At 65.9% G+C, this 20348-nt stretch carries 22 protein-coding genes and 4 tRNA genes; 17 read left to right on the plus strand and 9 right to left on the minus strand.

What is annotated here, in order from left to right:
* Positions 1–21: 21 nt before the first annotated feature.
* On the minus strand, positions 22–411 hold the full coding sequence (locus tag ACNQQL_RS08210; protein WP_072436089.1) for a DUF2946 domain-containing protein: 390 nt from the start codon (positions 409–411) through the stop codon (positions 22–24).
* A 228-nt stretch (positions 412–639) separates the two neighbouring features.
* On the opposite strand from ACNQQL_RS08210, the gene ACNQQL_RS08215 reads away from it, so the two are divergent.
* Together ACNQQL_RS08215 and ACNQQL_RS08220 are read left to right on the plus strand one after the other, a co-directional pair.
* The gene (locus tag ACNQQL_RS08215; protein ID WP_162484450.1) at positions 640–744 is read left to right on the plus strand and encodes a chorismate mutase; all 105 of its coding nucleotides are present in this window, start codon (positions 640–642) and stop codon (positions 742–744) included.
* Positions 745–967: 223 nt separating this feature from the next.
* Positions 968–1561, plus strand: coding sequence for a chorismate mutase (locus ACNQQL_RS08220; RefSeq protein WP_072436090.1), 594 nt, complete (start codon positions 968–970; stop codon positions 1559–1561).
* Positions 1562–1603: 42 nt separating this feature from the next.
* Here ACNQQL_RS08220 and ACNQQL_RS08225 read toward each other — a convergent pair whose 3' ends face one another.
* Both ACNQQL_RS08225 and ACNQQL_RS08230 read right to left on the minus strand, forming a co-directional pair.
* The gene (locus ACNQQL_RS08225; protein ID WP_204425969.1) at positions 1604–2731 is read right to left on the minus strand and encodes an exonuclease domain-containing protein; all 1128 of its coding nucleotides are present in this window, start codon (positions 2729–2731) and stop codon (positions 1604–1606) included.
* A gap of 141 nt (positions 2732–2872) precedes the next feature.
* Positions 2873–3076, minus strand: coding sequence for a cold-shock protein (locus ACNQQL_RS08230; RefSeq protein WP_006476615.1), 204 nt, complete (start codon positions 3074–3076; stop codon positions 2873–2875).
* A 393-nt stretch (positions 3077–3469) separates the two neighbouring features.
* On the opposite strand from ACNQQL_RS08230, the gene ACNQQL_RS08235 reads away from it, so the two are divergent.
* Both ACNQQL_RS08235 and ACNQQL_RS08240 read left to right on the plus strand, forming a co-directional pair.
* Positions 3470–3739 (plus strand): hypothetical protein, encoded by a 270-nt coding sequence (locus ACNQQL_RS08235; protein ID WP_072436092.1) that lies wholly within the window; start codon positions 3470–3472, stop codon positions 3737–3739.
* 499 nt (positions 3740–4238) lie between these two features.
* A complete protein-coding gene (locus ACNQQL_RS08240; RefSeq protein WP_072436093.1) occupies positions 4239–5381 on the plus strand; it encodes a porin in 1143 nt (380 codons plus the stop codon).
* 83 nt (positions 5382–5464) lie between these two features.
* Here the strand turns inward: ACNQQL_RS08240 and greB are convergent, their stop codons facing one another.
* Positions 5465–6025, minus strand: a complete 561-nt coding sequence (gene greB, locus ACNQQL_RS08245; RefSeq protein WP_072436094.1) for a transcription elongation factor GreB — start codon at positions 6023–6025, stop codon at positions 5465–5467.
* A 131-nt stretch (positions 6026–6156) separates the two neighbouring features.
* Between greB and ACNQQL_RS08250 the strand changes: the two genes are divergently transcribed.
* The 3 genes from ACNQQL_RS08250 (at position 6157) to ACNQQL_RS08260 (ending at position 6513) form a co-directional block, all read left to right on the plus strand.
* Positions 6157–6233 (plus strand) — tRNA-Arg (locus ACNQQL_RS08250).
* Positions 6234–6298: 65 nt separating this feature from the next.
* Positions 6299–6375: transfer RNA gene (locus ACNQQL_RS08255), tRNA-Arg, on the plus strand.
* 61 nt (positions 6376–6436) lie between these two features.
* A tRNA-Arg gene (locus ACNQQL_RS08260) sits at positions 6437–6513 on the plus strand.
* 190 nt (positions 6514–6703) lie between these two features.
* On the opposite strand, the gene ACNQQL_RS08265 is transcribed toward ACNQQL_RS08260, so the two are convergent.
* The 4 genes from ACNQQL_RS08265 to ACNQQL_RS08280 all read right to left on the minus strand — a co-directional run bounded on the left by ACNQQL_RS08265 (position 6704) and on the right by ACNQQL_RS08280 (position 11009).
* Positions 6704–9070: a RelA/SpoT family protein gene (locus tag ACNQQL_RS08265; protein WP_072436095.1), complete on the minus strand. Its 2367-nt coding sequence runs from the start codon at positions 9068–9070 to the stop codon at positions 6704–6706.
* Positions 9071–9133: 63 nt separating this feature from the next.
* A complete protein-coding gene (gene rpoZ, locus ACNQQL_RS08270) occupies positions 9134–9337 on the minus strand; it encodes a DNA-directed RNA polymerase subunit omega (protein ID WP_006025620.1) in 204 nt (67 codons plus the stop codon).
* Positions 9338–9395: 58 nt separating this feature from the next.
* On the minus strand, positions 9396–10079 hold the full coding sequence (gene gmk, locus ACNQQL_RS08275; RefSeq protein WP_072436096.1) for a guanylate kinase: 684 nt from the start codon (positions 10077–10079) through the stop codon (positions 9396–9398).
* 6 nt (positions 10080–10085) lie between these two features.
* Entirely contained in the window at positions 10086–11009 is a 924-nt protein-coding gene (locus ACNQQL_RS08280; RefSeq protein WP_347063797.1) for a YicC/YloC family endoribonuclease, read from the minus strand.
* A 174-nt stretch (positions 11010–11183) separates the two neighbouring features.
* Here ACNQQL_RS08280 and rph point away from each other — a divergent pair, with 174 nt between their 5' ends.
* From rph to ACNQQL_RS08325, 9 genes are all read left to right on the plus strand, one after another.
* Positions 11184–11924 (plus strand): ribonuclease PH, encoded by a 741-nt coding sequence (rph, locus tag ACNQQL_RS08285; RefSeq protein ID WP_072436097.1) that lies wholly within the window; start codon positions 11184–11186, stop codon positions 11922–11924.
* Positions 11917–12543, plus strand: a complete 627-nt coding sequence (rdgB, locus tag ACNQQL_RS08290; RefSeq protein ID WP_175963677.1) for an RdgB/HAM1 family non-canonical purine NTP pyrophosphatase — start codon at positions 11917–11919, stop codon at positions 12541–12543. Before rph ends, rdgB begins: the two co-directional genes overlap by 8 nt.
* Before the next feature lie 34 nt (positions 12544–12577).
* Positions 12578–13792: a radical SAM family heme chaperone HemW gene (hemW, locus tag ACNQQL_RS08295; RefSeq protein WP_072436099.1), complete on the plus strand. Its 1215-nt coding sequence runs from the start codon at positions 12578–12580 to the stop codon at positions 13790–13792.
* 57 nt (positions 13793–13849) lie between these two features.
* Positions 13850–13937 (plus strand) — tRNA-Ser (locus ACNQQL_RS08300).
* 140 nt (positions 13938–14077) lie between these two features.
* Positions 14078–14473, plus strand: a complete 396-nt coding sequence (locus ACNQQL_RS08305; RefSeq protein ID WP_034182980.1) for a hypothetical protein — start codon at positions 14078–14080, stop codon at positions 14471–14473.
* A gap of 211 nt (positions 14474–14684) precedes the next feature.
* Complete coding sequence (locus ACNQQL_RS08310; RefSeq protein WP_347063798.1) at positions 14685–14978, plus strand: hypothetical protein; 294 nt, start codon at positions 14685–14687, stop codon at positions 14976–14978.
* A 340-nt stretch (positions 14979–15318) separates the two neighbouring features.
* On the plus strand, positions 15319–15810 hold the full coding sequence (locus ACNQQL_RS08315; protein WP_204425966.1) for an energy transducer TonB family protein: 492 nt from the start codon (positions 15319–15321) through the stop codon (positions 15808–15810).
* A 294-nt stretch (positions 15811–16104) separates the two neighbouring features.
* Complete coding sequence (locus tag ACNQQL_RS08320; RefSeq protein ID WP_347063799.1) at positions 16105–17415, plus strand: MFS transporter; 1311 nt, start codon at positions 16105–16107, stop codon at positions 17413–17415.
* Positions 17416–17518: 103 nt separating this feature from the next.
* A complete protein-coding gene (locus ACNQQL_RS08325; RefSeq protein WP_034182977.1) occupies positions 17519–17698 on the plus strand; it encodes a hypothetical protein in 180 nt (59 codons plus the stop codon).
* Positions 17699–17717: 19 nt separating this feature from the next.
* Here the strand turns inward: ACNQQL_RS08325 and waaC are convergent, their stop codons facing one another.
* Complete coding sequence (gene waaC, locus ACNQQL_RS08330; protein ID WP_347063800.1) at positions 17718–18716, minus strand: lipopolysaccharide heptosyltransferase I; 999 nt, start codon at positions 18714–18716, stop codon at positions 17718–17720.
* A gap of 171 nt (positions 18717–18887) precedes the next feature.
* On the opposite strand from waaC, the gene ACNQQL_RS08335 reads away from it, so the two are divergent.
* A partial coding sequence (locus ACNQQL_RS08335) for a chloride channel protein (RefSeq protein ID WP_347063801.1) occupies positions 18888–20348 on the plus strand: 1461 nt, incomplete at its 3' end.

Below are 20348 nucleotides of genomic sequence, written 5' to 3' on the forward strand. Positions count from 1 at the left end.
CGGGCGCGCGAACGACATCAATCAGATCGGGGCGTTTTCAGGCGGGGCACGCGGCTGCGCGAGACGAATGCCCTTGCGGGGGAAATCGGGAACGGCCGGGGCGGCCGCGCGGTAGGCGAACGTCCGTACGAAGCCCGGCATTGCGGGCAAGCTCGCGCCGAGTGCGACGTTCGCCGCGAAGCCCGGGCAGTACACGCAGTGCGGCACGCCGGCATGATCGAACGACGATGTGTCGCGGTCGTCGCCCGACTGCGCGAGCACGACCTGGCGGGCGCCCGCTGCACTGCACAACTCGAGCGTGAGCTCGCCGGAGCCGCTCGACGCAAGACGCGCATAGCCGATGACGGGCGACAGTACGTTCAGTACCAGCGCCAGCCATACAAGGCCGATCCATCGCGTCGTTCGTTTCATCGCGGTCCAGGAAAAAGTGCGCGCAAGTATAACAAGCGGCCCGATCGTTGCCGATCGCTCAGGACGCAATAGTCGGCATCGCAGCGCATGTGCCGTTAATACAACAGAGACAAAATCTAACGATTCGCCTCTGGCACAAATCCAAGCACGAGGTTGATAATCATCGAACCTGCTGGAGAAACAACCATGGACGAAAGACCAACTCGCATGCCACCGCCCGAGCAAGTGATGAGCCCGGATCCGGAACCCGTCGGCGTGGAATTCCTCGCCGAATTGCCCGAGCACGTCCGGGCATTCTTCGACGAGCAGCACAAGCTGTACTCGCCGAAGTGACCGCCTGTTCGGTTCTGTAACCGCTACGTGTCGATCATCGCTATCGTGCGGTTCATCGCTGCGCATCGCGCGCAATTCGCGTCGCACCCGGGCCGCAACAGCCTGACGGTGCCGGATCAGTTCGCCTGCTGATTCTTCTGTCGCGTCGCTACGCCGCGCGACTGTCTTCGTCTATTCTTCTGGTTTTCCACGTCCGGCCCACCCGGCTCTCCCGATCATTCCGATGAAGCAAGCCATTCGTGCCAGCGTCGCTGTCGCCGCGCTCGGCGTCGCCCTCTTTTCGTCGCCACGCATCGCCAGCGCAGACGGCGATGACACCGCCCTCACCAACGTCGTCGCGCTCGCATCACAGCGCCTCGCGCTCGCCGAACCGGTCGCGCGATGGAAATGGGCGAATCACAAGGCGATCGAGGACCAGCCACGCGAAGCGGCACTGCTCACGTCGGTCGAGAAGCGCGCGGCACAGGCCGGCGTCGATCCTGCGTTCGCACGGACGTTCTTCGAGGATCAGATCGCCGCGAGCAAGGACGTACAGAACGCACTGTTCGCGACCTGGCGCGCGACGCGGCCGCCCGAGGGCACACCGCCCGATCTCGCGACCAGCACGCGCCCGGCGCTCGACCGGCTGACGCAGAAAATGCTCGCGGGTCTCGCGCAAGTCGCGCCGCTGCGCGATGCGCCCGATTGCCAGGCGCGACTTGCTCGCAGCATCGCGAACTGGAAGACGCTCACACGCTACGACTCGACGCAGACGCGGGCGCTCGACACTGCGCTGTCGCATGTCTGTTCGGCCGGCGGCGCAAGCGCGATCGGCTGACGCGGCAGGCAGGCACCGCAGGCGTGGATTGCACCGCTGGGCTCAACCCGCGGGCGTCAGCGCAGCAAGCGGAATCAGTTGAAGCCCACGCGCGAGATGCGTCTGCAGCAGGCGATGAGTAAAGGGTTCGAACGTGCCGTCCGCCGCGTCGGCCACGAGCCGCGCGGCCGCATCGAGCGATTCGGCCGAACCGAGGTAACGCCAGCCGTCGATCACATGAAACAGGCGGCGCTCGCCGTTCGCCTCGAACACAACGGCGCCCTCGAACGGCCAAGGCGCACCGCCCGCACGGGCCGTATCGGCCGCCGGACGCCGGTTGTACGACGGACGCAGCCGAGCGATCCATTGCGCTTCGGCCAGCATCGCGCCCAGTTCATTGCCGGTCTCGTGCCATTCGACACGCCGCACCTGCTGCGCGAGCCGCATTTCCTTCGAAGAGCGCCGCTCGCCCGTCAGCAGCGCACGCAGCCGCTGCCGCACGCGCACGCTGCGACCGACATACAGCGCTGCGTCACCCTCCCCGAACAACGCATATGCACCGCACCCGGCCGGCGCGGTGTCGAGCCAGGCTTCGGTCAGATCGCCGGCCAGACGGAAGTGGCGCGTCGTACGCGCGATCTGGTCGCGCAGCCGCTCGAGCGGCACGATGTCGTGCAGTTGACGCCAGAACTGCCAGAGCAGATCGGCATCCGCGAGCGCCCGATGGCGCGCAGCCGGAACGAGACCATGCCGTTCGATCAACGCATCGAGCCCGTGCCGCGATTCGCGCGGGAACAGCGCGCGTGACAGCCGCACCGTACACAGCACATCGGGATTGAACGCGAAGCCGGCACGCTCGAATTCGGCGCGCAGGAAACCGCGATCGAAACTCGCGTTGTGCGCAACGAACAGCTTGCCGTCGAGTCGCTCGAACAGCGCCGGCGCGAGCGACGCGAACGACGGCGCGTCGCGCACCATCGCGTCCGAAATGCCCGTCAGTTGCTGGATGAACGGCGGAATCGACTGGCCCGGATTGACGAGCGTCGTCCACGTCGACACGCCGAACGGGCCGATTTCGACCACGCCGATTTCGGTGATGCGGTGCTCGGCGGACGAGCCGCCGGTGGTTTCAAGGTCGACGAAAACGAGCGGTTGTTCGCTGGCGGGATCGGACAGGCGGGAATCGGACATGAAAAGACACGGAAACGATGCTTCCGTGAGTATGCACCGGCACGCGTGTTTGCCGCCAGCACGGACGGGAACGATCGGCCCCCGGAAAACAAAAAGCCCCCGCCATGCGGGGGCCGGACGTGATCGGCAATGCGTGGCGCGTCAGACCGCCTGGATATTCGCTGCCTGCTTGCCTTTCGGCCCGACTTTCACGTCGAATGAAACACGCTGGTTTTCCTTCAGCGTCTTGAAGCCGTCCATCCGGATTTCGGAAAAGTGCGCAAACAAATCTTCACCGCCATTGTCCGACGTAATAAAGCCAAAGCCTTTAGCATCGTTAAACCATTTCACGATACCGGTATCCATGTCTTCGTTCCCCACTCGTTTAGATCAAAAAAGCTATTTTTATAGCCGTTTCCCGAAATCCCGAAACATTGCGCCAGCACCCGCACCAGCACGCCGCCCGAGGACGGAGTGCTGACTTTATAAATTGGACAATCCGGGTGCGTCAAGAAAATTTTTGACGACCTCTTTATCAAAAAAGCGCTAATGCCGTTGGAATCGGTACACCATCGCCTTTTATAAATTGATTCGCATCACAAACCTGTCAATATTACCGGGATCGGATCATCAATAATCTCGGCCATGAAAATCCTACCGGGGACAAATCGACTCGGTAAAATCCTCGGGTTTTTTCCGGGTTGCGGAAATCCGGGGACGTTGCGATGCTGATGTAACGCCGAAAGGAAGGAGAAGGTCATGTGGCTGGACGGAATCAAGCGCTTCGCGAGCCGGCTCGGACGCGTACGTCGCAAGTCCCGCGCCCTGGCCGAGTCTGCTCGCGAAGCGCCGTGCGACACCGAGTTCGATACGACGTGGCATGGCGATCACTGGCAGAACCTGCTCGCATCGCCGCTGGACGCACGTCACTACGTGATGGAAGACTGGACCTATACGCCGCCGCACACCGAAACCGAGGAAGCTGCGCCGACGGGCAAGCGCAAGAAGCGACGCTCGTACGCGCAATAGCACACGGAAAGCGGGCAAAAAAAAAGCGCGACTGGGAAGTCGCGCCGACAAAGGTTTGGAGATCTTTTCCGTCAACGAAAAAGTCTGCTTCGGAAAGCAGAGATCGCAGTATAGCGAGAGAACAACCTTTCATTAGCCATGCTCCACACAAACCTCTATTGCCGAAGCGTCAATAATCGCGCTAACGCCTCCGAGGTCCTTCGTTGAGCGTCTGTCGCGATCGCGCAACGCCCACTACGCACTCCTGATTGCCTCCCCCGTTCGCTGCGCTGCCGCAAAACCTTGATGGACATGGGTTCCAGCGCGCCCATCCATTTTTGCGCATTCCAGAATACTGTATTGCTTAAAGCAGTTTTCCTTCGCACCCGGCCCGCTCCGTACACTGCAAGTGGATTTCCGACAAGGGCTCCCATGCCCACTAATTCGGCGTCGCAACGATTTGCCGCCGCCGATGCCCGCAGCAGGTTCGATCGATATCATCCTGTTTGGAGACAAATCCATGAAAAAGACCCTGATCGCCGCCGCCTTGTCGGGCGCGTTCGCGACCGTCGCCCATGCGCAAAGCAGCGTCACGCTATACGGACTGATCGACGCCGGCATTACCTACACGAACAACCAGCACGGCCACAGCGCCTGGCAGGAAACGAGCGGCTCGATCAACGGCAGCCGCTGGGGCCTGCGCGGCACCGAGGATCTCGGCGGCGGCCTGAAAGCAATCTTCACGTTGGAAAACGGCTTCGGCATCAACAACGGCACGCTGAAGCAGAACGGCCGCGAATTCGGCCGGCAAGCGTTCGTCGGCCTCGCGCACGACAGCTACGGCTCGCTGACCCTTGGCCGCCAGTACGACAGCGTCGTCGACTATCTCGGGCCGCTGTCGCTGACCGGCACGCAGTACGGCGGCACCCAGTTCGCGCATCCGTTCGACAACGACAACCTGAACAACTCGTTCCGGATCAACAACTCGGTCAAGTACCAGAGCGCGAACTACAACGGGCTGAAGTTCGGCGCGTTGTACGGCTTCTCGAATTCGTCCAGCTTCTCGAACAACCGCGCGTACAGCGTCGGCGCGTCGTACAGCTTCATGGGCTTCAACGTCGCGGCCGCGTACATGCAGCTGAACAACAACATCAATTCGCTGGCGCTCGCGGCAACCGATCCGGGCGCGGTCGCCGGCGACTGGACCTTCGCGGCCAGCCGCCAGCGCACCTGGGGCGGGGGCCTCAACTACACGTTCGGGCCGGCGACCGCGGGCTTCGTGTTCACGCAGACGCGCCTGACCAATTCGGCCGGCATCAGCGCGGGCCAATCCGGCGTGTCGGGCGGCATTCCGCTGGCGGGCGGCACCCGCTTCAACAACTACGAACTGAACGGCCGCTACGCGCTCACGCCGGCGCTGTCGCTCGCGGGCTCGTACACGTACACCGACGGCCGTCTCGACGGCCAGAAGCCGAGCTGGCACCAGTTCAACCTGCAGGCCGACTATGCGCTGTCGAAGCGCACCGACGTCTACCTGCAGGGCGAATACCAGCGGGTACTGGCGGACGGCCTGCCGATCGGCGCCAACATCAACGGGCTGGGTGCCGCATCGTCGACCAACAAGCAGATCGCGGTGACGACCGGCCTGCGCCATCGCTTCTGAGCGACCGGCGCATCGGCTTCGCGCCGGATGACGAAGCGCCCCGCCGGGGCGCTTTTTCTTTGCCGGAATACGTGGGCCGCCGCTCAGGCGCCCGGTGCCGGATAGCGAACGTCGAGTATGTCGATCGGCTGCGGGCCGGCCGGCGTCATCAGCGTAACGGTATCGCCGATCTTCGCCTTGATCAGCGCACGCGCGACCGGCGAAATCCAGCTGACGCAGCCGCGGTCGAGATCGACCTCGTCGATCCCGACGATCGTGACCGTGTGGTCCTCACCGTCCGGCGTCTCGTAATCGACCGTTGCGCCGAAGAACACCTGGTCGACATTCTCCTGACGGCTCGCGTCGACGACTTCGGCGAGATCGAGCCGCTTCGTCAGGAAGCGGATGCGGCGATCGATCTCGCGAAGCCGCCGCTTGCCATAGATGTAGTCGCCGTTCTCCGACCGGTCGCCGTTCGACGCGGCCCACGACACGAGCCGCACGACCTCGGGGCGCTCGACGTCGATCAGGTTCAGCAACTCATCCCGCAGCCGCTTGTGGCCGGCCGGCGTGATGTAGTTCTTCGCGCCCGCGGGGATCGCGGGTTGAGCCTGGTCGAGATCGTCGTCGTCACCGTCCGACTCTTTGACAAACGCCTTGTTCATGATGCAGATTCAACACGTGGATGACTGATGCTCCAAGGGTACACGAAGGGCGCCCCGCCAAGGTCGCGCCGCGTAATTCGCGAATAAGGCTTCCCTTTTTATACAACCCTGCTATAATTTCGCTTCTGCGTGCGGCTGTAGCTCAGTTGGATAGAGTACTTGGCTACGAACCAAGGGGTCGTGGGTTCGAATCCTGCCAGCCGCGCCACCTTTTCGAGGGCCTTCCAAACCGAAGGCCCTTTCAGTTCGAAGTAGTAGTGTTTTGTTTTGCGTGCGGCTGTAGCTCAGTTGGATAGAGTACTTGGCTACGAACCAAGGGGTCGTGGGTTCGAATCCTGCCAGCCGCGCCACCTTTTTGGGGGCCTTCCCATCGCAGAAGGTTCCGACAGTTGAAGCAGTACCGTTTTGCGTGCGGCTGTAGCTCAGTTGGATAGAGTACTTGGCTACGAACCAAGGGGTCGTGGGTTCGAATCCTGCCAGCCGCGCCACCTTAAAAGGGCTTTCCTCCGGGAAGGCCCTTTTTCTTTTCTGTCTCGCCTCTCCCGTCACTCGCGCCCCGATTTGCGAGCGCCCGACGCGCTTCGGAAGAGCGCCGGCAAGGCCGCACCTTCGCTCCACAACGCACATGAAAACGGCGGCCATCAGCCGCCGTTGAACGATCGCCCTCGAGGGTACGCGTCAATAATCCTGCCGCTCGCGTTCGATGCGCATGCCGCCGTCGTGGCGCGCATGCGCGCCGTCGTCGGTCGAGCGCTCGCGCATGATCCGCATCACGTCCGGATTGGTTCGCACGCGCCGCATCACGTTCGCGAGATGCACGCGATCGCTGACCTGGATCACGAAACGCAGCACCGTCGATTCGTGCGTCAGATCCTCGTCCATCGCGATATGGACAATGTTCGCGTCGGCCGACGTGATGTCCGCCGCGACGCGCGCAAAGATGCCCTTCGTGTTCTTCACGAGCGCCTTCACCGCCACATCGAACAGTCGGCCCGGCTGCGGCGCCCATTCGACGTCGATCCAGCGGCCCGGATCGCGGCGATGGATGCGCTGCGCGACGCGGCAATCGGTCGTATGAATCGCCATCCCCAGGCCGATGCCGATGTAGCCCATGATCGCGTCGCCCGGAATCGGCCGGCAGCATGCCGACAACTGCACGGACATCCCCTCGGTACCGGTAATCACGACCGGCGGCGCATGATGCGCCGGATGCCGCTCGGACTTCGGCAGGTCGTCGTCCGCGTCGCGGCCGCTCATCAACACCTCGATGCGCTTGGCCATCACCGCGGCGACGCGGCGGCCGAGGCCGATGTCCGCGAAAATTTCCTGACGGCTCTTGTTGCCCGTCCACTGCACGAGCTTTTCCCACACCTCCGGCGCAACGTCGGCCAGCGCGAGACCATAGCCCTTCAGGCTCTGGTCGACGAGCCGCTCGCCGAGCTGCACGGATTCGTTCAGGCGCATCGTCTTCAGGTAGTGACGAATCGCCGAGCGCGCCTTGCCGGTACGCACGAAGCCGAGCCATGCCGGGTTCGGCTTCGAGTACGGCGCGGTGATCACCTCGACGATGTCGCCGCTCTTCAACTCGGTGCGCAGCGGCAGCAGCTCGTTGTTGATCTTCACGGCCACGCACTGGTTGCCGAGATCGCTGTGGATCGAATAGGCGAAATCGAGCGCCGTCGCGCCGCGCGGCAGCGCCATGATCTTCGACTTCGGCGTGAACACGTAGACCGCGTCGGGGAACAGGTCGATCTTCACGTGCTCGAGGAATTCGCTCGAATCGCCGGCTTCGCTCTGGATGTCGAGCAACGACTTCAGCCACTGGTGCGCGCGCTTCTGCACGTCGCTGAGATCCGCACTGCCGTTCTTGTACAGCCAGTGCGCGGCGACCCCCGCCTCGGCAATCTCGTGCATCTTGCGCGTGCGCACCTGGAACTCGATCGGTGCGCCGAACGGGCCGACGAGCGTCGTGTGCAGCGACTGATAGCCGTTGATCTTCGGGATCGCGATGTAGTCCTTGAACTTGCCGGGCACCGGCTTGTACAGCGAGTGCAGCGCGCCGATGCACGTGTAGCAGTCGAGCGGGCTGTCGACGACGACGCGAAAGCCGTACACGTCGAGTACCTGCGAGAACGACAGCTGCTTGTCGCGCATCTTGCGGTAGACGCTGTAGATCGTCTTTTCGCGGCCGGTGATCTCGGCGTCGATCTTCGCGTCGGCCATCGCGCGCTGCGCGGCCTCGAGGATCTTGCTGATCACTTCGCGGCGGTTGCCGCGCGCGGCCTTCACGGCCTTCTCGAGCGTCGCGTAGCGATGCGGGTTGAAGTTCGCGAAGCTCATGTCCTGCAGCTCGCGATACGTGTTGTTCAACCCGAGCCGGTGCGCGATCGGCGCGTAGATGTCGAGCGTTTCCCGCGCGACGCGGCGGCGCTTTTCCATCGGCACCGCGCCGAGCGTGCGCATGTTGTGCAGGCGGTCGGCGAGCTTGACGAGAATGACCCGCACGTCGCGCGCCATCGCAAGCAGCATCTTGCGGAAGTTTTCCGCCTGCGCTTCCTCGCGGCTGCGAAATTCCATCTTGTCGAGCTTCGACAGGCCGTCGACCAGTTCGGCGACCTTCGGGCCGAACCGTTCGGCCAGCTCGTTCTTGGTCACGCCCTGGTCTTCCATCACGTCGTGCAGCAGCGCGGCCATCACGGCCTGCGCGTCGAGCTTCCAGCCGGCGCAGATTTCCGCGACGGCGACGGGATGGGTGATGTAGGGTTCGCCGCTCTGGCGGTATTGACCGAGGTGGGCTTCGTCGCTGAAGTGGAACGCCGCCTTGACCTCTTTGATTTCGTCCGGAGCGAGATACTCGGCAAGCGCGGCCGTCAGTTTCGCGATCGAAACGACGCCATGCTTGCGCGGCTGCTCCGGAGTGGCGGTCGGCCCGAACAGATGCCGGAAGGACTGTTCGAGGACCGCGTCGATGTACTGGCGCGCAGGCGACTGGGCCGTGGTTTCGGTGGTCGAATCCGCGGAGGCGGACGATGGGGTGGTGCTCATATTCGCCTCCAGGTCGAGTCGTTGCGCGCGTGGACTACATGGCTGGAACGGGCCGGATGCGCGTTACACCGGCACCTTCTTCAGCATCTCGACGCCGACCTGGCCGGCGGCGATCTCGCGCAGCGCGACGACGGTCGGCTTGTCGCGGCTTTCGATCTTCGGCGTATGGCCTTGCGCGAGCTGCCGCGCGCGATAGGTGGCGGCGAGCGCCAGTTCGAAGCGATTCGGGATTTGCTTCAGGCAGTCTTCGACGGTAATGCGAGCCATGTTGGTAATTCCTTCTGAATATAGTGCTTATTCTACCTTATGTCCCTCGTGCCCCGCGTCATTCCGCGTGGGGCAGATGGATGCCAAGCTCGATGAACAGCTCGGCGTGTCGCGCGTACTGCGAAGCAAAGCGCAGGCGCGTCGCCGCGACGATGCATTCGAGCTCCGCGAGCGCACGCTCGAAATTCTCGTTGATCACCACGTATTCCGCTTCCGACGCGTGCGCGATCTCGCTGCCGGCGGCAAGAAGACGCCGCGTGATCACGTTCGGCTCGTCCTGGCCGCGCTTCTTCAAACGCTCCTCGAGCGCGTCGAGCGACGGCGGCAGGATGAAGATGCCGACCGCGTTGCGGAACTGCTTCTTCACCTGCAATGCGCCCTGCCAGTCGATCTCGAGCAGCACATCGTGGCCGTTCTTCATCTGCTCTTCGATCCAGACGCGCGACGTGCCGTAGTAGTTGCCGTGCACTTCCGCGCTCTCGAGGAATTCGTGCGCCGCGTGACGCGTGCGGAAATCGTCGACGGTCGTGAAGTGGTAATGCCGGCCGTCCTGTTCGCCCGGGCGCGGCTTGCGCGTCGTGTACGAGATCGACAGGCAGATGTCGCTGTCCTTCGACAGCAGCGCATTCACGAGCGTCGACTTGCCGGCGCCCGACGGCGCGACGACCATGAACAGGTTGCCGGGATAGACGCCGCCGTGCAGCGAATGCGCGGCGTGGCCGTCGTGAGTGGATTCGATCATGTTGCGTTACTCCAGGTTTTGCACTTGCTCGCGCATCTGCTCGATCAACAGCTTGAGCGCCATCGACGCGTCGGCGAGTTCCTTCGCCGCCGCCTTCGAGCCGAGCGTGTTCGCTTCGCGATTCAGCTCCTGCATCATGAAGTCGAGACGCTTGCCGACGCGGCCGCCCTTCTCGATCACATGACGCGTTTCGTTCAGGTGCGCGGTGAGCCGCGACAGCTCTTCCGCGATGTCGATCCGGATCCCGTACATCGTCACTTCCTGACGAATGCGTTCCGCGGCTTCCTCGCGCGTCACGATCGGCGCGCTGCCTTCGGGCGCCGCGATGCCGAGCGCTTCCTGCAGCCGCTCGACGATCTTCTGCTGATGCTTCGCGATCAGCTCCGGCACGAGCGGCGTGATGCGCGCGACGATCGCTTCCATCTCTGCAACGTTCGACAGCAGCATCGTCGCCAGTTGCGCGCCTTCGCGCGAACGCACGACGACGAGTTCACCGATCGCTTCCTTGCCGCATGCGAGCACCGCGTCGCGGATCGCGTCGGCCGACACGCCGCTTTCCGCGATCACGCCGGGCCAGCGCAGGATCTCGCCCGCGCGCAGGCGGCCGACGCCCGGGAACGAGTCGAGCACCGCGCGCTCGAGATCGGCAAGCTGGCCGAGCGCCGACTGGTTCAACGCGCCCGCGCCGATGCTCTGTTCGCCGCGCTGCAGGTTGATGCGCACGTCGACCTTGCCGCGCGACAGCTTGTTCATCAGCATTTCGCGCAGCGCGGGTTCGCACGCGCGCACGTCGTCCGGCATCCGGAAATTCAGGTCGAGGAAGCGCGAGTTCACGTTGCGCAGTTCGACCGACACGCTGGTGCCGCCGTTGCCGGTGGCCGTTGCGAGTTCGCGCGTCGCGCTCGCGTAGCCCGTCATGCTGTAGATCATGGTTCGTCTCGCCGTCTGGTTGCCCTCGCGGGCGGGGATATGTCGAGGCGCCCGGCGCATCGGACAAGCGCGGGGCGGGAAGCGCGCATTATCCCATTTTTGCGGACCACCCCGCCGGGCAAGCCCGCCGTTCGGCGCTAAAATCGGGGTTTCCTCTCCTTCCGCGATTCCCACATGACGTCCTCCCTTTCCCGCCCGAGCGGCCGCCGCGCCGACGAACTGCGCAAGGTCGCCCTCACGCGCCACTACACGAAACATGCGGAAGGCTCCGTGCTGGTCGAATTCGGCGACACCAAGGTGCTCTGCACCGCGAGCGTCGCCGAGCGCGTGCCCGAATTCCTGCGCGACCGCGGGCAAGGCTGGCTGACCGCCGAGTACGGGATGCTGCCGCGCGCGACGCACACGCGCAGCGACCGCGAAGCCGCGCGCGGCAAGCAGACGGGCCGTACGCAGGAAATTCAGCGCCTGATCGGCCGCGCGCTGCGCGCGGTGTTCGATCTCGAGGCGCTCGGCCCGCGCACGATCCACATCGACTGCGACGTGATCCAGGCCGACGGCGGCACGCGCACGGCGAGCATCACCGGCGCATTCGTCGCCGCGCACGACGCCGTGTCGAAGCTGATCGCGGCCGGCAAGCTCACGCGCTCGCCGCTCACCGACCACGTCGCCGCGATCTCGGTCGGCGTGTACGAAGGCGCACCGGTGCTCGACCTCGACTACGCGGAAGATTCGCGCTGCGACACCGACATGAACGTCGTGATGACGGGCGCCGGCGGCTTCGTCGAAGTCCAGGGCACGGCCGAAGGCGTGCCGTTCTCGCGCGCCGAGATGAACGCGCTGCTCGACCTCGCGCAGGGCGGGATCGCCGAGCTCGTGCAACTGCAGAAGGACGTCCTGGGCGCCGGCCATGCCTGACGATCGCACCATCGCGCCGCTGTCGCGCATCGTTCTCGCGTCGAACAACCCCGGCAAGCTGCGCGAATTCACCGCGCTGTTCTCGACGGTCGGCATCGAGATCGTCCCGCAGGGCGACCTTGCGGTGCCCGAGGCGGCCGAGCCGTTCGGCACGTTCATCGAGAACGCGCTGACGAAGGCGCGGCACGCGTCGCGGCTCACCGGGCTGCCGGCGATCGCCGACGATTCGGGTCTGTGCGTGCGCGTGCTGCGCGGCGCGCCGGGCGTCTATTCGGCGCGCTACGCGCAGCGCGCCGGCCGCGACAACGGCGACGCGGCGAACAACGCGTATCTCGTCGAGCAATTGCGCGGCGTCGACGACCGGCGCGCATACTATTGCTGCGTGCTCGCGCTCGTGCGCCATGCGGACGATCCCGAGCCGCTGTTCGCCGAGGGGCGCTGGGCCGGCGAGATCGTCGACGCGCCGCGCGGCGAGCACGGATTCGGCTACGACCCGTATTTCTACCTGCCGTCGCTCGGCGCGACGGCAGCCGAACTCGAGCCGGCCGTGAAGAACACGCACAGTCATCGCGCGCTTGCGCTGAAGGCGCTGCTTGCGCGGCTCGCGGAGGAAGCATGACCGTGCCCGATACCCATCCGCTGCGGGAGGTCGCATGAGCCAGGCCGCGGAAACCGGCGCGCGCGTCGTGGCGACGTTCACGTCACCCGGACAGGTGCGGCTCACGTCGCTGCCGCCGCTCGCGCTGTACGTGCATTTTCCGTGGTGCGTGCGCAAGTGCCCGTACTGCGATTTCAACTCGCACGAGTGGAAAGGCGAACGGTTCCCGGAAACCGAGTATCTCGACGCGCTGCGCGCCGATCTCGAGCAGGCGCTGCCGCTCGTGTGGGGACGGCAGGTGCATACCGTGTTCATCGGCGGCGGCACGCCGAGCCTGCTGTCGGCGGCCGGTCTCGACCGGATGCTGTCCGACGTGCGCGCGCTGCTGCCGCTCGACGCCGATGCCGAGATCACGCTCGAGGCGAATCCGGGCACGTTCGAGGCCGCGAAGTTCGCGCAGTTCCGCGCAAGCGGCGTGAACCGGCTGTCGGTCGGTATCCAGAGCTTCAACGAGGCGCACCTGAAGGCGCTCGGCCGGATTCACGACACCGCGCAGGCGCGCGCGGCCGTCGAGATCGCCGCGAAGAACTTCGACAACTTCAACCTCGACCTGATGTTCGCGCTGCCGAACCAGACGCTCGACGAATGCCGCACGGACATCGAGACCGCGCTGTCGTTCGCGCCGCCGCATCTGTCGCTGTATCACCTGACGCTCGAGCCGAACACGCTGTTCGCGAAGTTCCCGCCGATCGTCCCCGACGACGACGCATCGGCCGACATGCAGGAATGGATCCACGCGCGCACGGCCGAGGCCGGCTACGGGCGCTACGAAGTTTCCGCTTACGCGAAGCCGAATCACCAGTGCAAGCACAACCTGAACTACTGGCGCTTCGGCGACTATCTCGGGATCGGCGCGGGCGCGCACACGAAGCTGTCGTTCCCGAACCGGATCCTGCGGCAGGCACGCTACAAGCATCCGGCAACCTTCATCGAGCAGGCGATGGCCGGCGCGGCCGTGCAGGAAGAGCGTGAAGTCGGCGCGCGCGACCTGCCGTTCGAGTTCATGCTGAACACGCTGCGGCTCGTCGAAGGCTTCCCCGTGCACAGCTTCGCCGAACGCACGGGCCTGCCGATGAGCACGATCGAGCCGGCGCTGAAGGAGGCGGAACGGCGCGGGCTGATCACGCGCGATTTCACGCAGATCGCGCCGACGCCGCTCGGCCAGCGTTTCCTCAACGACCTGCAGGAATTGTTCCTGCGCGACGATTGAAGCGAAGCCGACTCCGGTCGACAGCGGCGGCATTTCGGTTACAATGCCGCCTCGCGTGGAAGCGTGGCCGAGCGGTTTAAGGCACTGGTCTTGAAAACCAGCGACGGGAAACTGTCCGTGAGTTCGAATCTCACCGCTTCCGCCAGGAAATTCGCCAAACCCCGTCCATTCGCTGAATGACGGGGTTTTTGTTTGTCCGCACGTCCCCTCCCCCACGTTCCGACGCATCGCACCGGATGCCGTTACAATCCCGCGCTCCGATTCGCGAAACGGGAAACCCACGTCATGAAACCCTTCATCGTCTCGTCGCTCGTCGCCATGCTGGCTGCCGTCAGCACGCACGCTGCGGCCGACACCGCCTCCGGCAGCGGCGCACAGGCGTCGTGCGCAATCGCGTACGTGACCGGCGTCGGCGGCTCGCCGCGCGGCCTGAGCGAATACCTCGCGAGCCCGTCGCCCTACAACTACCTGAAGGACAACGATCTCCAGTGCAAGGTGTCGGACGACGGGCGCACGTCGAACTGCACCGGCGTGACCTACCTCCGGAACGAACAGGTCAGCGTATACGACGATTCCGATCCGGCAACGCTGACCGTCGTGGCGCGCGTGGAGCTCGACCACGGCCAGAAGTACCCGGTGATCGTCGTCGTGCAGCGAAAGGACGCGCGCTGCAAACAGTGACGCAGCCATGCGCGCGAGCGTGTCCGTCGAGGCGGAACATGCGCTCGCGGCGGCGCACACCCGAATCCGCGTAACGGCTGCTGTCGCGCCCGCCGGAAGCCTCCCGGCCCGCCCCGCGATCACCTAGAATTCGTTCAACACGGCGACACGACCGCCGCCGCGTACTCGATGCCGCACGCGCCCCCCCTGCGCGCGGCACACGGAGATCGCCATGACCGAACTGTCGACACCGACGAATCACGTCGATTACGAAGGCTTCGAGATCCATGTCGTGCCGGCCGCCGCGCCCGGCAGCGACACGCGCTACACGTACACCGGCTACGTGTGCCATCCTGGCGCGAATCCCGCGCTGCCCGGCCACGCGGTGCCGTTCCACGCGGACGGCGAGGAAAGCTTCGCGAGCGTCGACGAGGTGGTCCACGAAGCCGTGCACATCGGCAAGAGCATCATCGACGGCACGCACCCCGACCTGTCGGTGCTGTCGCTCGTCACGCACGGCTTCTGAAGCGGACGAACGACTTCGCATGTGATTGTGCGGACGTCGGTCGCGGTGCTGCATTCGGCGACCGCTGCGCGCAGCCGGACGATCGACGCGAGCCTGCGCGCAACTCGCGTGCCGCGCCTTTCAAGCTTTCAAACCTGCAACATGCACGCGCGGCCGCAACGCGGGCCGGTCGGACGCGCTGCCACATGTCACGTCACGTCACATCGCGACGCGCGGTGCGGCGTCCGGCCGCCATCATCAGCGATCCCAACACCCGGCGTCGCGCGCTATGCGTTTCTCCCGATATCGACTCGCGTGCGTACGCCTATCATTTTTTTATAGTCACTTCTGGCTATCTCCCATGCGCCCCGTTCTTACTCCGCGCGTCGACCGGCTGCGTGCTGCTGCGCTGGCCGTCGTCGCCATGCTTGCCGCATGCACGATCACGCCGCCGCCGTCGCTGCACCCGGTCCTGACGATTCCGTCGATCACGCGTAGCGCGAGCCGCGCCCAGTATCGTGTCGAGATCGCGCAACGCGTTGCCGAACGCAATCCGTCCGGCGTACTGCACGGCACACCGCAGGCGATGCTCCGCTCGCTCGTCGTCGTCGCATTCACCGTCGATCGCAATGGCCGCCTCGTCAACGCCTCCGTCTATCGCAGCAACGGCGACAGCGAGGCGGAAGCGCTCGCGCTCGCGTCGCTGCGCCGCTCGGCGCCGCTGCCGGCGCCGCCGTCGCGACTGCTCGACGGCAACGGCCAGATCGAAATGATGGAAGGCTGGCTCTTCAACGACGACGGCCACTTCCAGTTGCAAAGCACTGCGTCCGCGCAGGCGCAATCGCTCGACTGACCGCCTGCCGCGCCGCGATTGCCGGTGTGCGGCGGCGCTGGCTATAATTTTCCGCAATCGCGCGGCCATCACGCCGCGCGCGCGTTCGCGCGCCCCACCCGGCATGCGAGCCGACCACGCCGGCACCGGGCGGCGGCGACATACCCGTCTCCATCGTCGACCGGCGGGTGACGTTCGCGCCACGGCGCGCGTCCACGCCGCCACCGCATCATCCGCTCGGCTGCCCATCGGCAGACGTCCGCCTGCCCGAGCGCACGCACAGCCGACCGCCCCAACGACAAAACGGAGACATCCATGTCCGCATCCCCCCCGGCCGTTGCACACGCAACCGGCTCGGCCGGCGCCGTCAGCCACCGGCGCATCGTGTTCGCGAGCTTCATCGGCACCGCAATCGAGTTCTACGATTTCTACGTGTACGCGACGGCCGCCGCGCTCGTCATCGGCCCCGTATTCTTCCCGCACGGCTCCGCGACCGCGCAGGCGCTGTCCGCATTCGTCACGTTCGGCATCGCGTTCATTGCGCGCCCGATCGGCTCGTTCCTGTTCGGGCATTTCGGCGACCGCATCGGCCGCAAATCGACGCTCGTCGCGTCGCTGCTCGTGATGGGCGTGTCCACCACCGCGATCGGCTTCGTGCCCGGCTACGACGCGATCGGCACGCTCGCGCCGGTGCTGCTGTGCGTGCTGCGCTTCGGCCAGGGGATCGGCCTCGGCGGCGAATGGGGCGGCGCGGCGCTGCTCGCGACCGAGCACGCGCCGCAGGGCAAGCGCGGCTGGTTCGGGATGTTCCCGCAGCTCGGGCCCTCGGTCGGCTTCCTGATGTCGAACGGGCTGTTCTTCGCGCTCGCGCTGTCGCTGTCCGACGAGCAGTTCCGCAGTTGGGGGTGGCGCATCCCGTTCCTGGTCAGCGCGGTGCTCGTCGCGCTCGGCCTGTACGTGCGGCTCAAGATCACCGAAACGCCCGCGTTCCAGGCAACGCTCGACCGCAACGAGCGCGTGCGCGTGCCGGTCGCGACGCTCGTCACGCAACACTGGCAGCCGACGCTGCTCGGCGCGCTCGCGATGGTCGTCTGCTACACGCTGTTCTATATCTCGACAGTGTTCTCGCTGTCGTACGGCGTGTCGGCGCTGCATATTCCGCGCCAAAGCTTCCTCGGCCTGCTGTGTTTCGCGGTCGTGTTCATGGGGCTCGCGACGCCGCTTTCCGCGTGGGCGTCGGACCGTTTCGGCCGCAAGCCGGTGCTCGTCGTCGGCGCAATCGCCGCGCTGCTGTCGGGTTTCGCGATGGAACCGCTGCTCGGCAGCGGCTCGATGCCGCTCGTCGCGCTGTTCCTGACGATCGAATTGTTCCTGATGGGCGTGACGTTCGCGCCGATGGGCGCGTTGCTGCCGGAACTGTTCCCGACCAACGTCCGCTACACGGGCGCAGGCGTCGCGTACAACCTCGGCGGGATTCTCGGCGCGTCGATCGCGCCGTATATCGCGCAACTGCTGGCTGCGCGCGGCGGGCTGTCGTGGGTCGGCGGCTACGTATCGGTCGCGGCGGCGATCAGCCTGGTCGGCGTGCTGCTGATGCGCGAAACGCGCGACGCGTCGCTCGTCTGAGACTCCGGGACGGCCCGGGTTGTGCGGCGACCGGCGCTGCCTATACTCGATCCTGGGCGCGCCGCAGCGCGCCCCCGGGATCCCGCCCCGAAGGAGCCGCGCCATGAACATCCGCCTCGGCAATGCCGATCTCGTCCTGATCCTCGCGCTCGCGCTAGGTGGCGCGTTGTTGCTCGCGCTGCGCTTCCGGCCGAAGACATGGCGCGGCCTCGTGTTCGAGGCGCTGCTGGCGAATCTGGCGGCCATCGCCGCCGTCATCACGGTCGAGGCGCTGCTGGCCTGAACCGGCCCGCCCCGCTGCGTCAGGCGGTCAGCCGCGCGCGCAGCTCGCCATACGCGGGGTCGACCGTATCGATCGCGTCGAGCGCCTGCTCGACGGACGGGATCGTGCCCGGCTCACCGATCGACAGTGCATTCGGTGCGCCGCCGATGCCGCAATGGTGACGCGACGTCGCGACGAAAATCATCACGGTCGGCCGCTGCAGCGCGTGCGCCATATGCACGAACCCCGTATCGACCCCCACCACGAGCGCGGCCCGACCGAGCGCCGCGCCGAGTTCGCGCACGGTCATCGCGGGCAGCACGATCGCGCCCGGCGCGCGCGCGGCGATGTCCTGCGCATCGTCATGCTCGGCAGCCGATCCCCACGGCACCAGCACGCGCACGCCACGCGCCATCATCTGCGTGGCGAGCGCGGCCCAGTGGTCGGCCGGCCATTTCTTGTCGGGATTGGACGTCGCATGGAACAGCAGCATGAATGGCGCGCCGTCGGTCACGGCGGCCGGCAGGCTCGCGTCCTGCGGCGCGACGATGCCGTACGTGGCGACGCCTTCGGGCACGTAGCCGAGCGCCTCGCCGGCGCTCACGCGCATCCCGTGCCATGCGTCGCAGTCCGGCCGCGGGCCGAAGCGATGCGAATACGCGAAGCGTGCGCCCGTTTCGCCGAGATCCTGAGTCTGGTAGCCGACGCGGCGCGCGGCGCGCGCCAGCGCCGAAATGATCGCGCTCTTGTAGACGCCGTGCAGGTCGATGACGGCATCGTAACGGTGCGCACGCAACGCACCGATCGACGCCGAGATCGCCTTCAGGTCGCCGGCATTCCGGAGTTTCTTGAAGCGTCGTAGCGGCGCGCACAGGACGGCGCTCACGCCCGGATGCCAGCGCACGACCTCGGCGCACGATTCGTCGACGGCCCAGTCGACCGTCACGCCGGGAAAGGCGCGATGCAGGTCCGCGACGACGGGCAGGGTCTGGACGACGTCGCCGAGCGACGTCACTTTTACGATGAGGATGCGTTTCACGATATGTGGGGATTGACGACCATTTCGGCATGCTAGCGACGGTTGCCGCGCGCGAACATTACTTCAACATTACATTTGCAACAAAATGCATCAAGCTTGCGAAACGCTGTCGCCCGCGGCGTGGCTCCGGTTCCTTCTTATAATGCGGTCTTTGCCTTCCGGCCCGCGCCGATGCCACGCCCCGCCCTTCCCGCGCTGTTTCCTGCTCTCACCCGCCGCTCGCTGCGAATCTGGCGCCAGTATGGCGTTTTCTGGCTCGGCGCGATCGTCGTCGGCCTCGCGGCCGTGCTTTACGCGCGGCTGATCGACTGGGGCTACGAGACGTTCCGCACGATGCGCGATCATGCCACGTGGCTGCCGCTGCTGCTGACGCCGGCGATCGCCGCCCTGTCGGTATGGATCACGCGCCGGTTCTTCCGCGGCGCCGAGGGCAGCGGCATCCCGCAGGTGATCGCAACGCTGCATGCGCGCCCGAGTGCATTCGGCGCCCGGCTGCTGACGCTGCGCATCCTGTTCGGCAAGGTGCTGGTCTCGTTCCTGGGCATCCTGGGCGGCTTCACGATCGGCCGCGAGGGGCCGACCGTGCAGGTCGGCGCGGCGCTGATGTTCAACCTGCGGCGCTTCTATCCGCGCTCGAACGCGCAGATCGAACGCCAGCTGGTGCTGGCCGGCGCGGCAGCCGGGCTGTCGGCCGCATTCAATACGCCGCTCGCCGGAATCGTGTTCGCGATCGAGGAGCTGACCCGCAGCTTCTCCGCGCGCGCGAGCGGCGTGCTGATCACCGCGATCATCCTCGCCGGCGTCGTCGCGCTCGGCCTGAACGGCAACTACACGTATTTCGGCACGATCGATGCCGGCCTCCATTTTCCGAAGCTGCTGGCGCTCGCGGTGCTGGTCACCGCGATCGTGACGGGCATCGCGGGCGGCCTGTTCTGCTGGCTTCTGCTCAACACGGGGCGCTGGCTGCCCGCGCAACTGCTCGGCCTGTATCGCGAGCGTCCGATCGCGTTTGCCGCGCTGTGCGGCTTCGCGATCGCCGTCGTCGGCCTCGTGTCGGGCGGCACGACGTTCGGCAGCGGCTACGCCGAGGCGCGCGGCCTGCTCGACGGCCGCGAGCAGTTGTCGGTGTTCTACCCGTTCCTGAAAATGGTGTCGATGGTCGCGTCGTACCTGCCGGGCATCCCGGGCGGGATCTTCGCGCCGTCGCTGTCGATCGGCGCCGGGTTCGGCAACCTGCTGCACGTCGTGTTCGGCAACATGAGCCTGCCGATGCTGATCGCGCTCGCGATGGTCGGCTATCTTGCGGCCGTCACGCAGTCGCCGATCACGTCGTTCGTGATCGTGATGGAGATGATCAACGGCCACGCGCTCGTGATTTCGCTGATGGCCACCGCGCTGGTGTCGAGCCGCGTGTCGCGCTTTTTCGCGCCGCCGCTCTACGAAACGCTCGCCCAGCGCTATCTCGCGCCGCCCGTTGCGGCCGCGGAACCGGCCGCGGCCACCGCGGCGGGTGCCGCGACGACGACCGGCGTCACCGAGCCGCAGGATGCGACCGCCGCGCCCGCCGATCCGCTCGACACGCTGCGCGACGAAGGCAGCGACGCGCCGGCCGCCGCTGCGCCGGGCGAACAC

The sequence above is a fragment of the Burkholderia sp. LFS061 genome, from assembly GCF_047978125.1.
Classification (GTDB): domain Bacteria; phylum Pseudomonadota; class Gammaproteobacteria; order Burkholderiales; family Burkholderiaceae; genus Burkholderia; species Burkholderia pyrrocinia_C.

What these genes read in the sequence shown, in the direction of transcription:
- ACNQQL_RS08310 (WP_347063798.1), top strand. Translation starts at nt 14,685, where the DNA reads ATGACCGAACTGTCGACACCGACGAATCACGTCGATTACGAAGGCTTC.
- greB (WP_072436094.1), bottom strand. Translation starts at nt 6,025, where the DNA reads ATGAACAAGGCGTTTGTCAAAGAGTCGGACGGTGACGACGACGATCTC.
- ACNQQL_RS08315 (WP_204425966.1), top strand. Translation starts at nt 15,319, where the DNA reads ATGCGCCCCGTTCTTACTCCGCGCGTCGACCGGCTGCGTGCTGCTGCG.
- ACNQQL_RS08215 (WP_162484450.1), top strand. Translation starts at nt 640, where the DNA reads ATGAGCCCGGATCCGGAACCCGTCGGCGTGGAATTCCTCGCCGAATTG.
- ACNQQL_RS08280 (WP_347063797.1), bottom strand. Translation starts at nt 11,009, where the DNA reads ATGATCTACAGCATGACGGGCTACGCGAGCGCGACGCGCGAACTCGCA.
- ACNQQL_RS08225 (WP_204425969.1), bottom strand. Translation starts at nt 2,731, where the DNA reads ATGTCCGATTCCCGCCTGTCCGATCCCGCCAGCGAACAACCGCTCGTT.
- ACNQQL_RS08320 (WP_347063799.1), top strand. Translation starts at nt 16,105, where the DNA reads ATGTCCGCATCCCCCCCGGCCGTTGCACACGCAACCGGCTCGGCCGGC.
- ACNQQL_RS08305 (WP_034182980.1), top strand. Translation starts at nt 14,078, where the DNA reads ATGAAACCCTTCATCGTCTCGTCGCTCGTCGCCATGCTGGCTGCCGTC.
- ACNQQL_RS08265 (WP_072436095.1), bottom strand. Translation starts at nt 9,070, where the DNA reads ATGAGCACCACCCCATCGTCCGCCTCCGCGGATTCGACCACCGAAACC.
- ACNQQL_RS08230 (WP_006476615.1), bottom strand. Translation starts at nt 3,076, where the DNA reads ATGGATACCGGTATCGTGAAATGGTTTAACGATGCTAAAGGCTTTGGC.
- rdgB (WP_175963677.1), top strand. Translation starts at nt 11,917, where the DNA reads ATGCCTGACGATCGCACCATCGCGCCGCTGTCGCGCATCGTTCTCGCG.
- ACNQQL_RS08235 (WP_072436092.1), top strand. Translation starts at nt 3,470, where the DNA reads ATGTGGCTGGACGGAATCAAGCGCTTCGCGAGCCGGCTCGGACGCGTA.
- ACNQQL_RS08210 (WP_072436089.1), bottom strand. Translation starts at nt 411, where the DNA reads ATGAAACGAACGACGCGATGGATCGGCCTTGTATGGCTGGCGCTGGTA.
- rph (WP_072436097.1), top strand. Translation starts at nt 11,184, where the DNA reads ATGACGTCCTCCCTTTCCCGCCCGAGCGGCCGCCGCGCCGACGAACTG.
- ACNQQL_RS08325 (WP_034182977.1), top strand. Translation starts at nt 17,519, where the DNA reads ATGAACATCCGCCTCGGCAATGCCGATCTCGTCCTGATCCTCGCGCTC.
- gmk (WP_072436096.1), bottom strand. Translation starts at nt 10,079, where the DNA reads ATGATCGAATCCACTCACGACGGCCACGCCGCGCATTCGCTGCACGGC.
- hemW (WP_072436099.1), top strand. Translation starts at nt 12,578, where the DNA reads ATGAGCCAGGCCGCGGAAACCGGCGCGCGCGTCGTGGCGACGTTCACG.
- rpoZ (WP_006025620.1), bottom strand. Translation starts at nt 9,337, where the DNA reads ATGGCTCGCATTACCGTCGAAGACTGCCTGAAGCAAATCCCGAATCGC.
- ACNQQL_RS08220 (WP_072436090.1), top strand. Translation starts at nt 968, where the DNA reads ATGAAGCAAGCCATTCGTGCCAGCGTCGCTGTCGCCGCGCTCGGCGTC.
- ACNQQL_RS08240 (WP_072436093.1), top strand. Translation starts at nt 4,239, where the DNA reads ATGAAAAAGACCCTGATCGCCGCCGCCTTGTCGGGCGCGTTCGCGACC.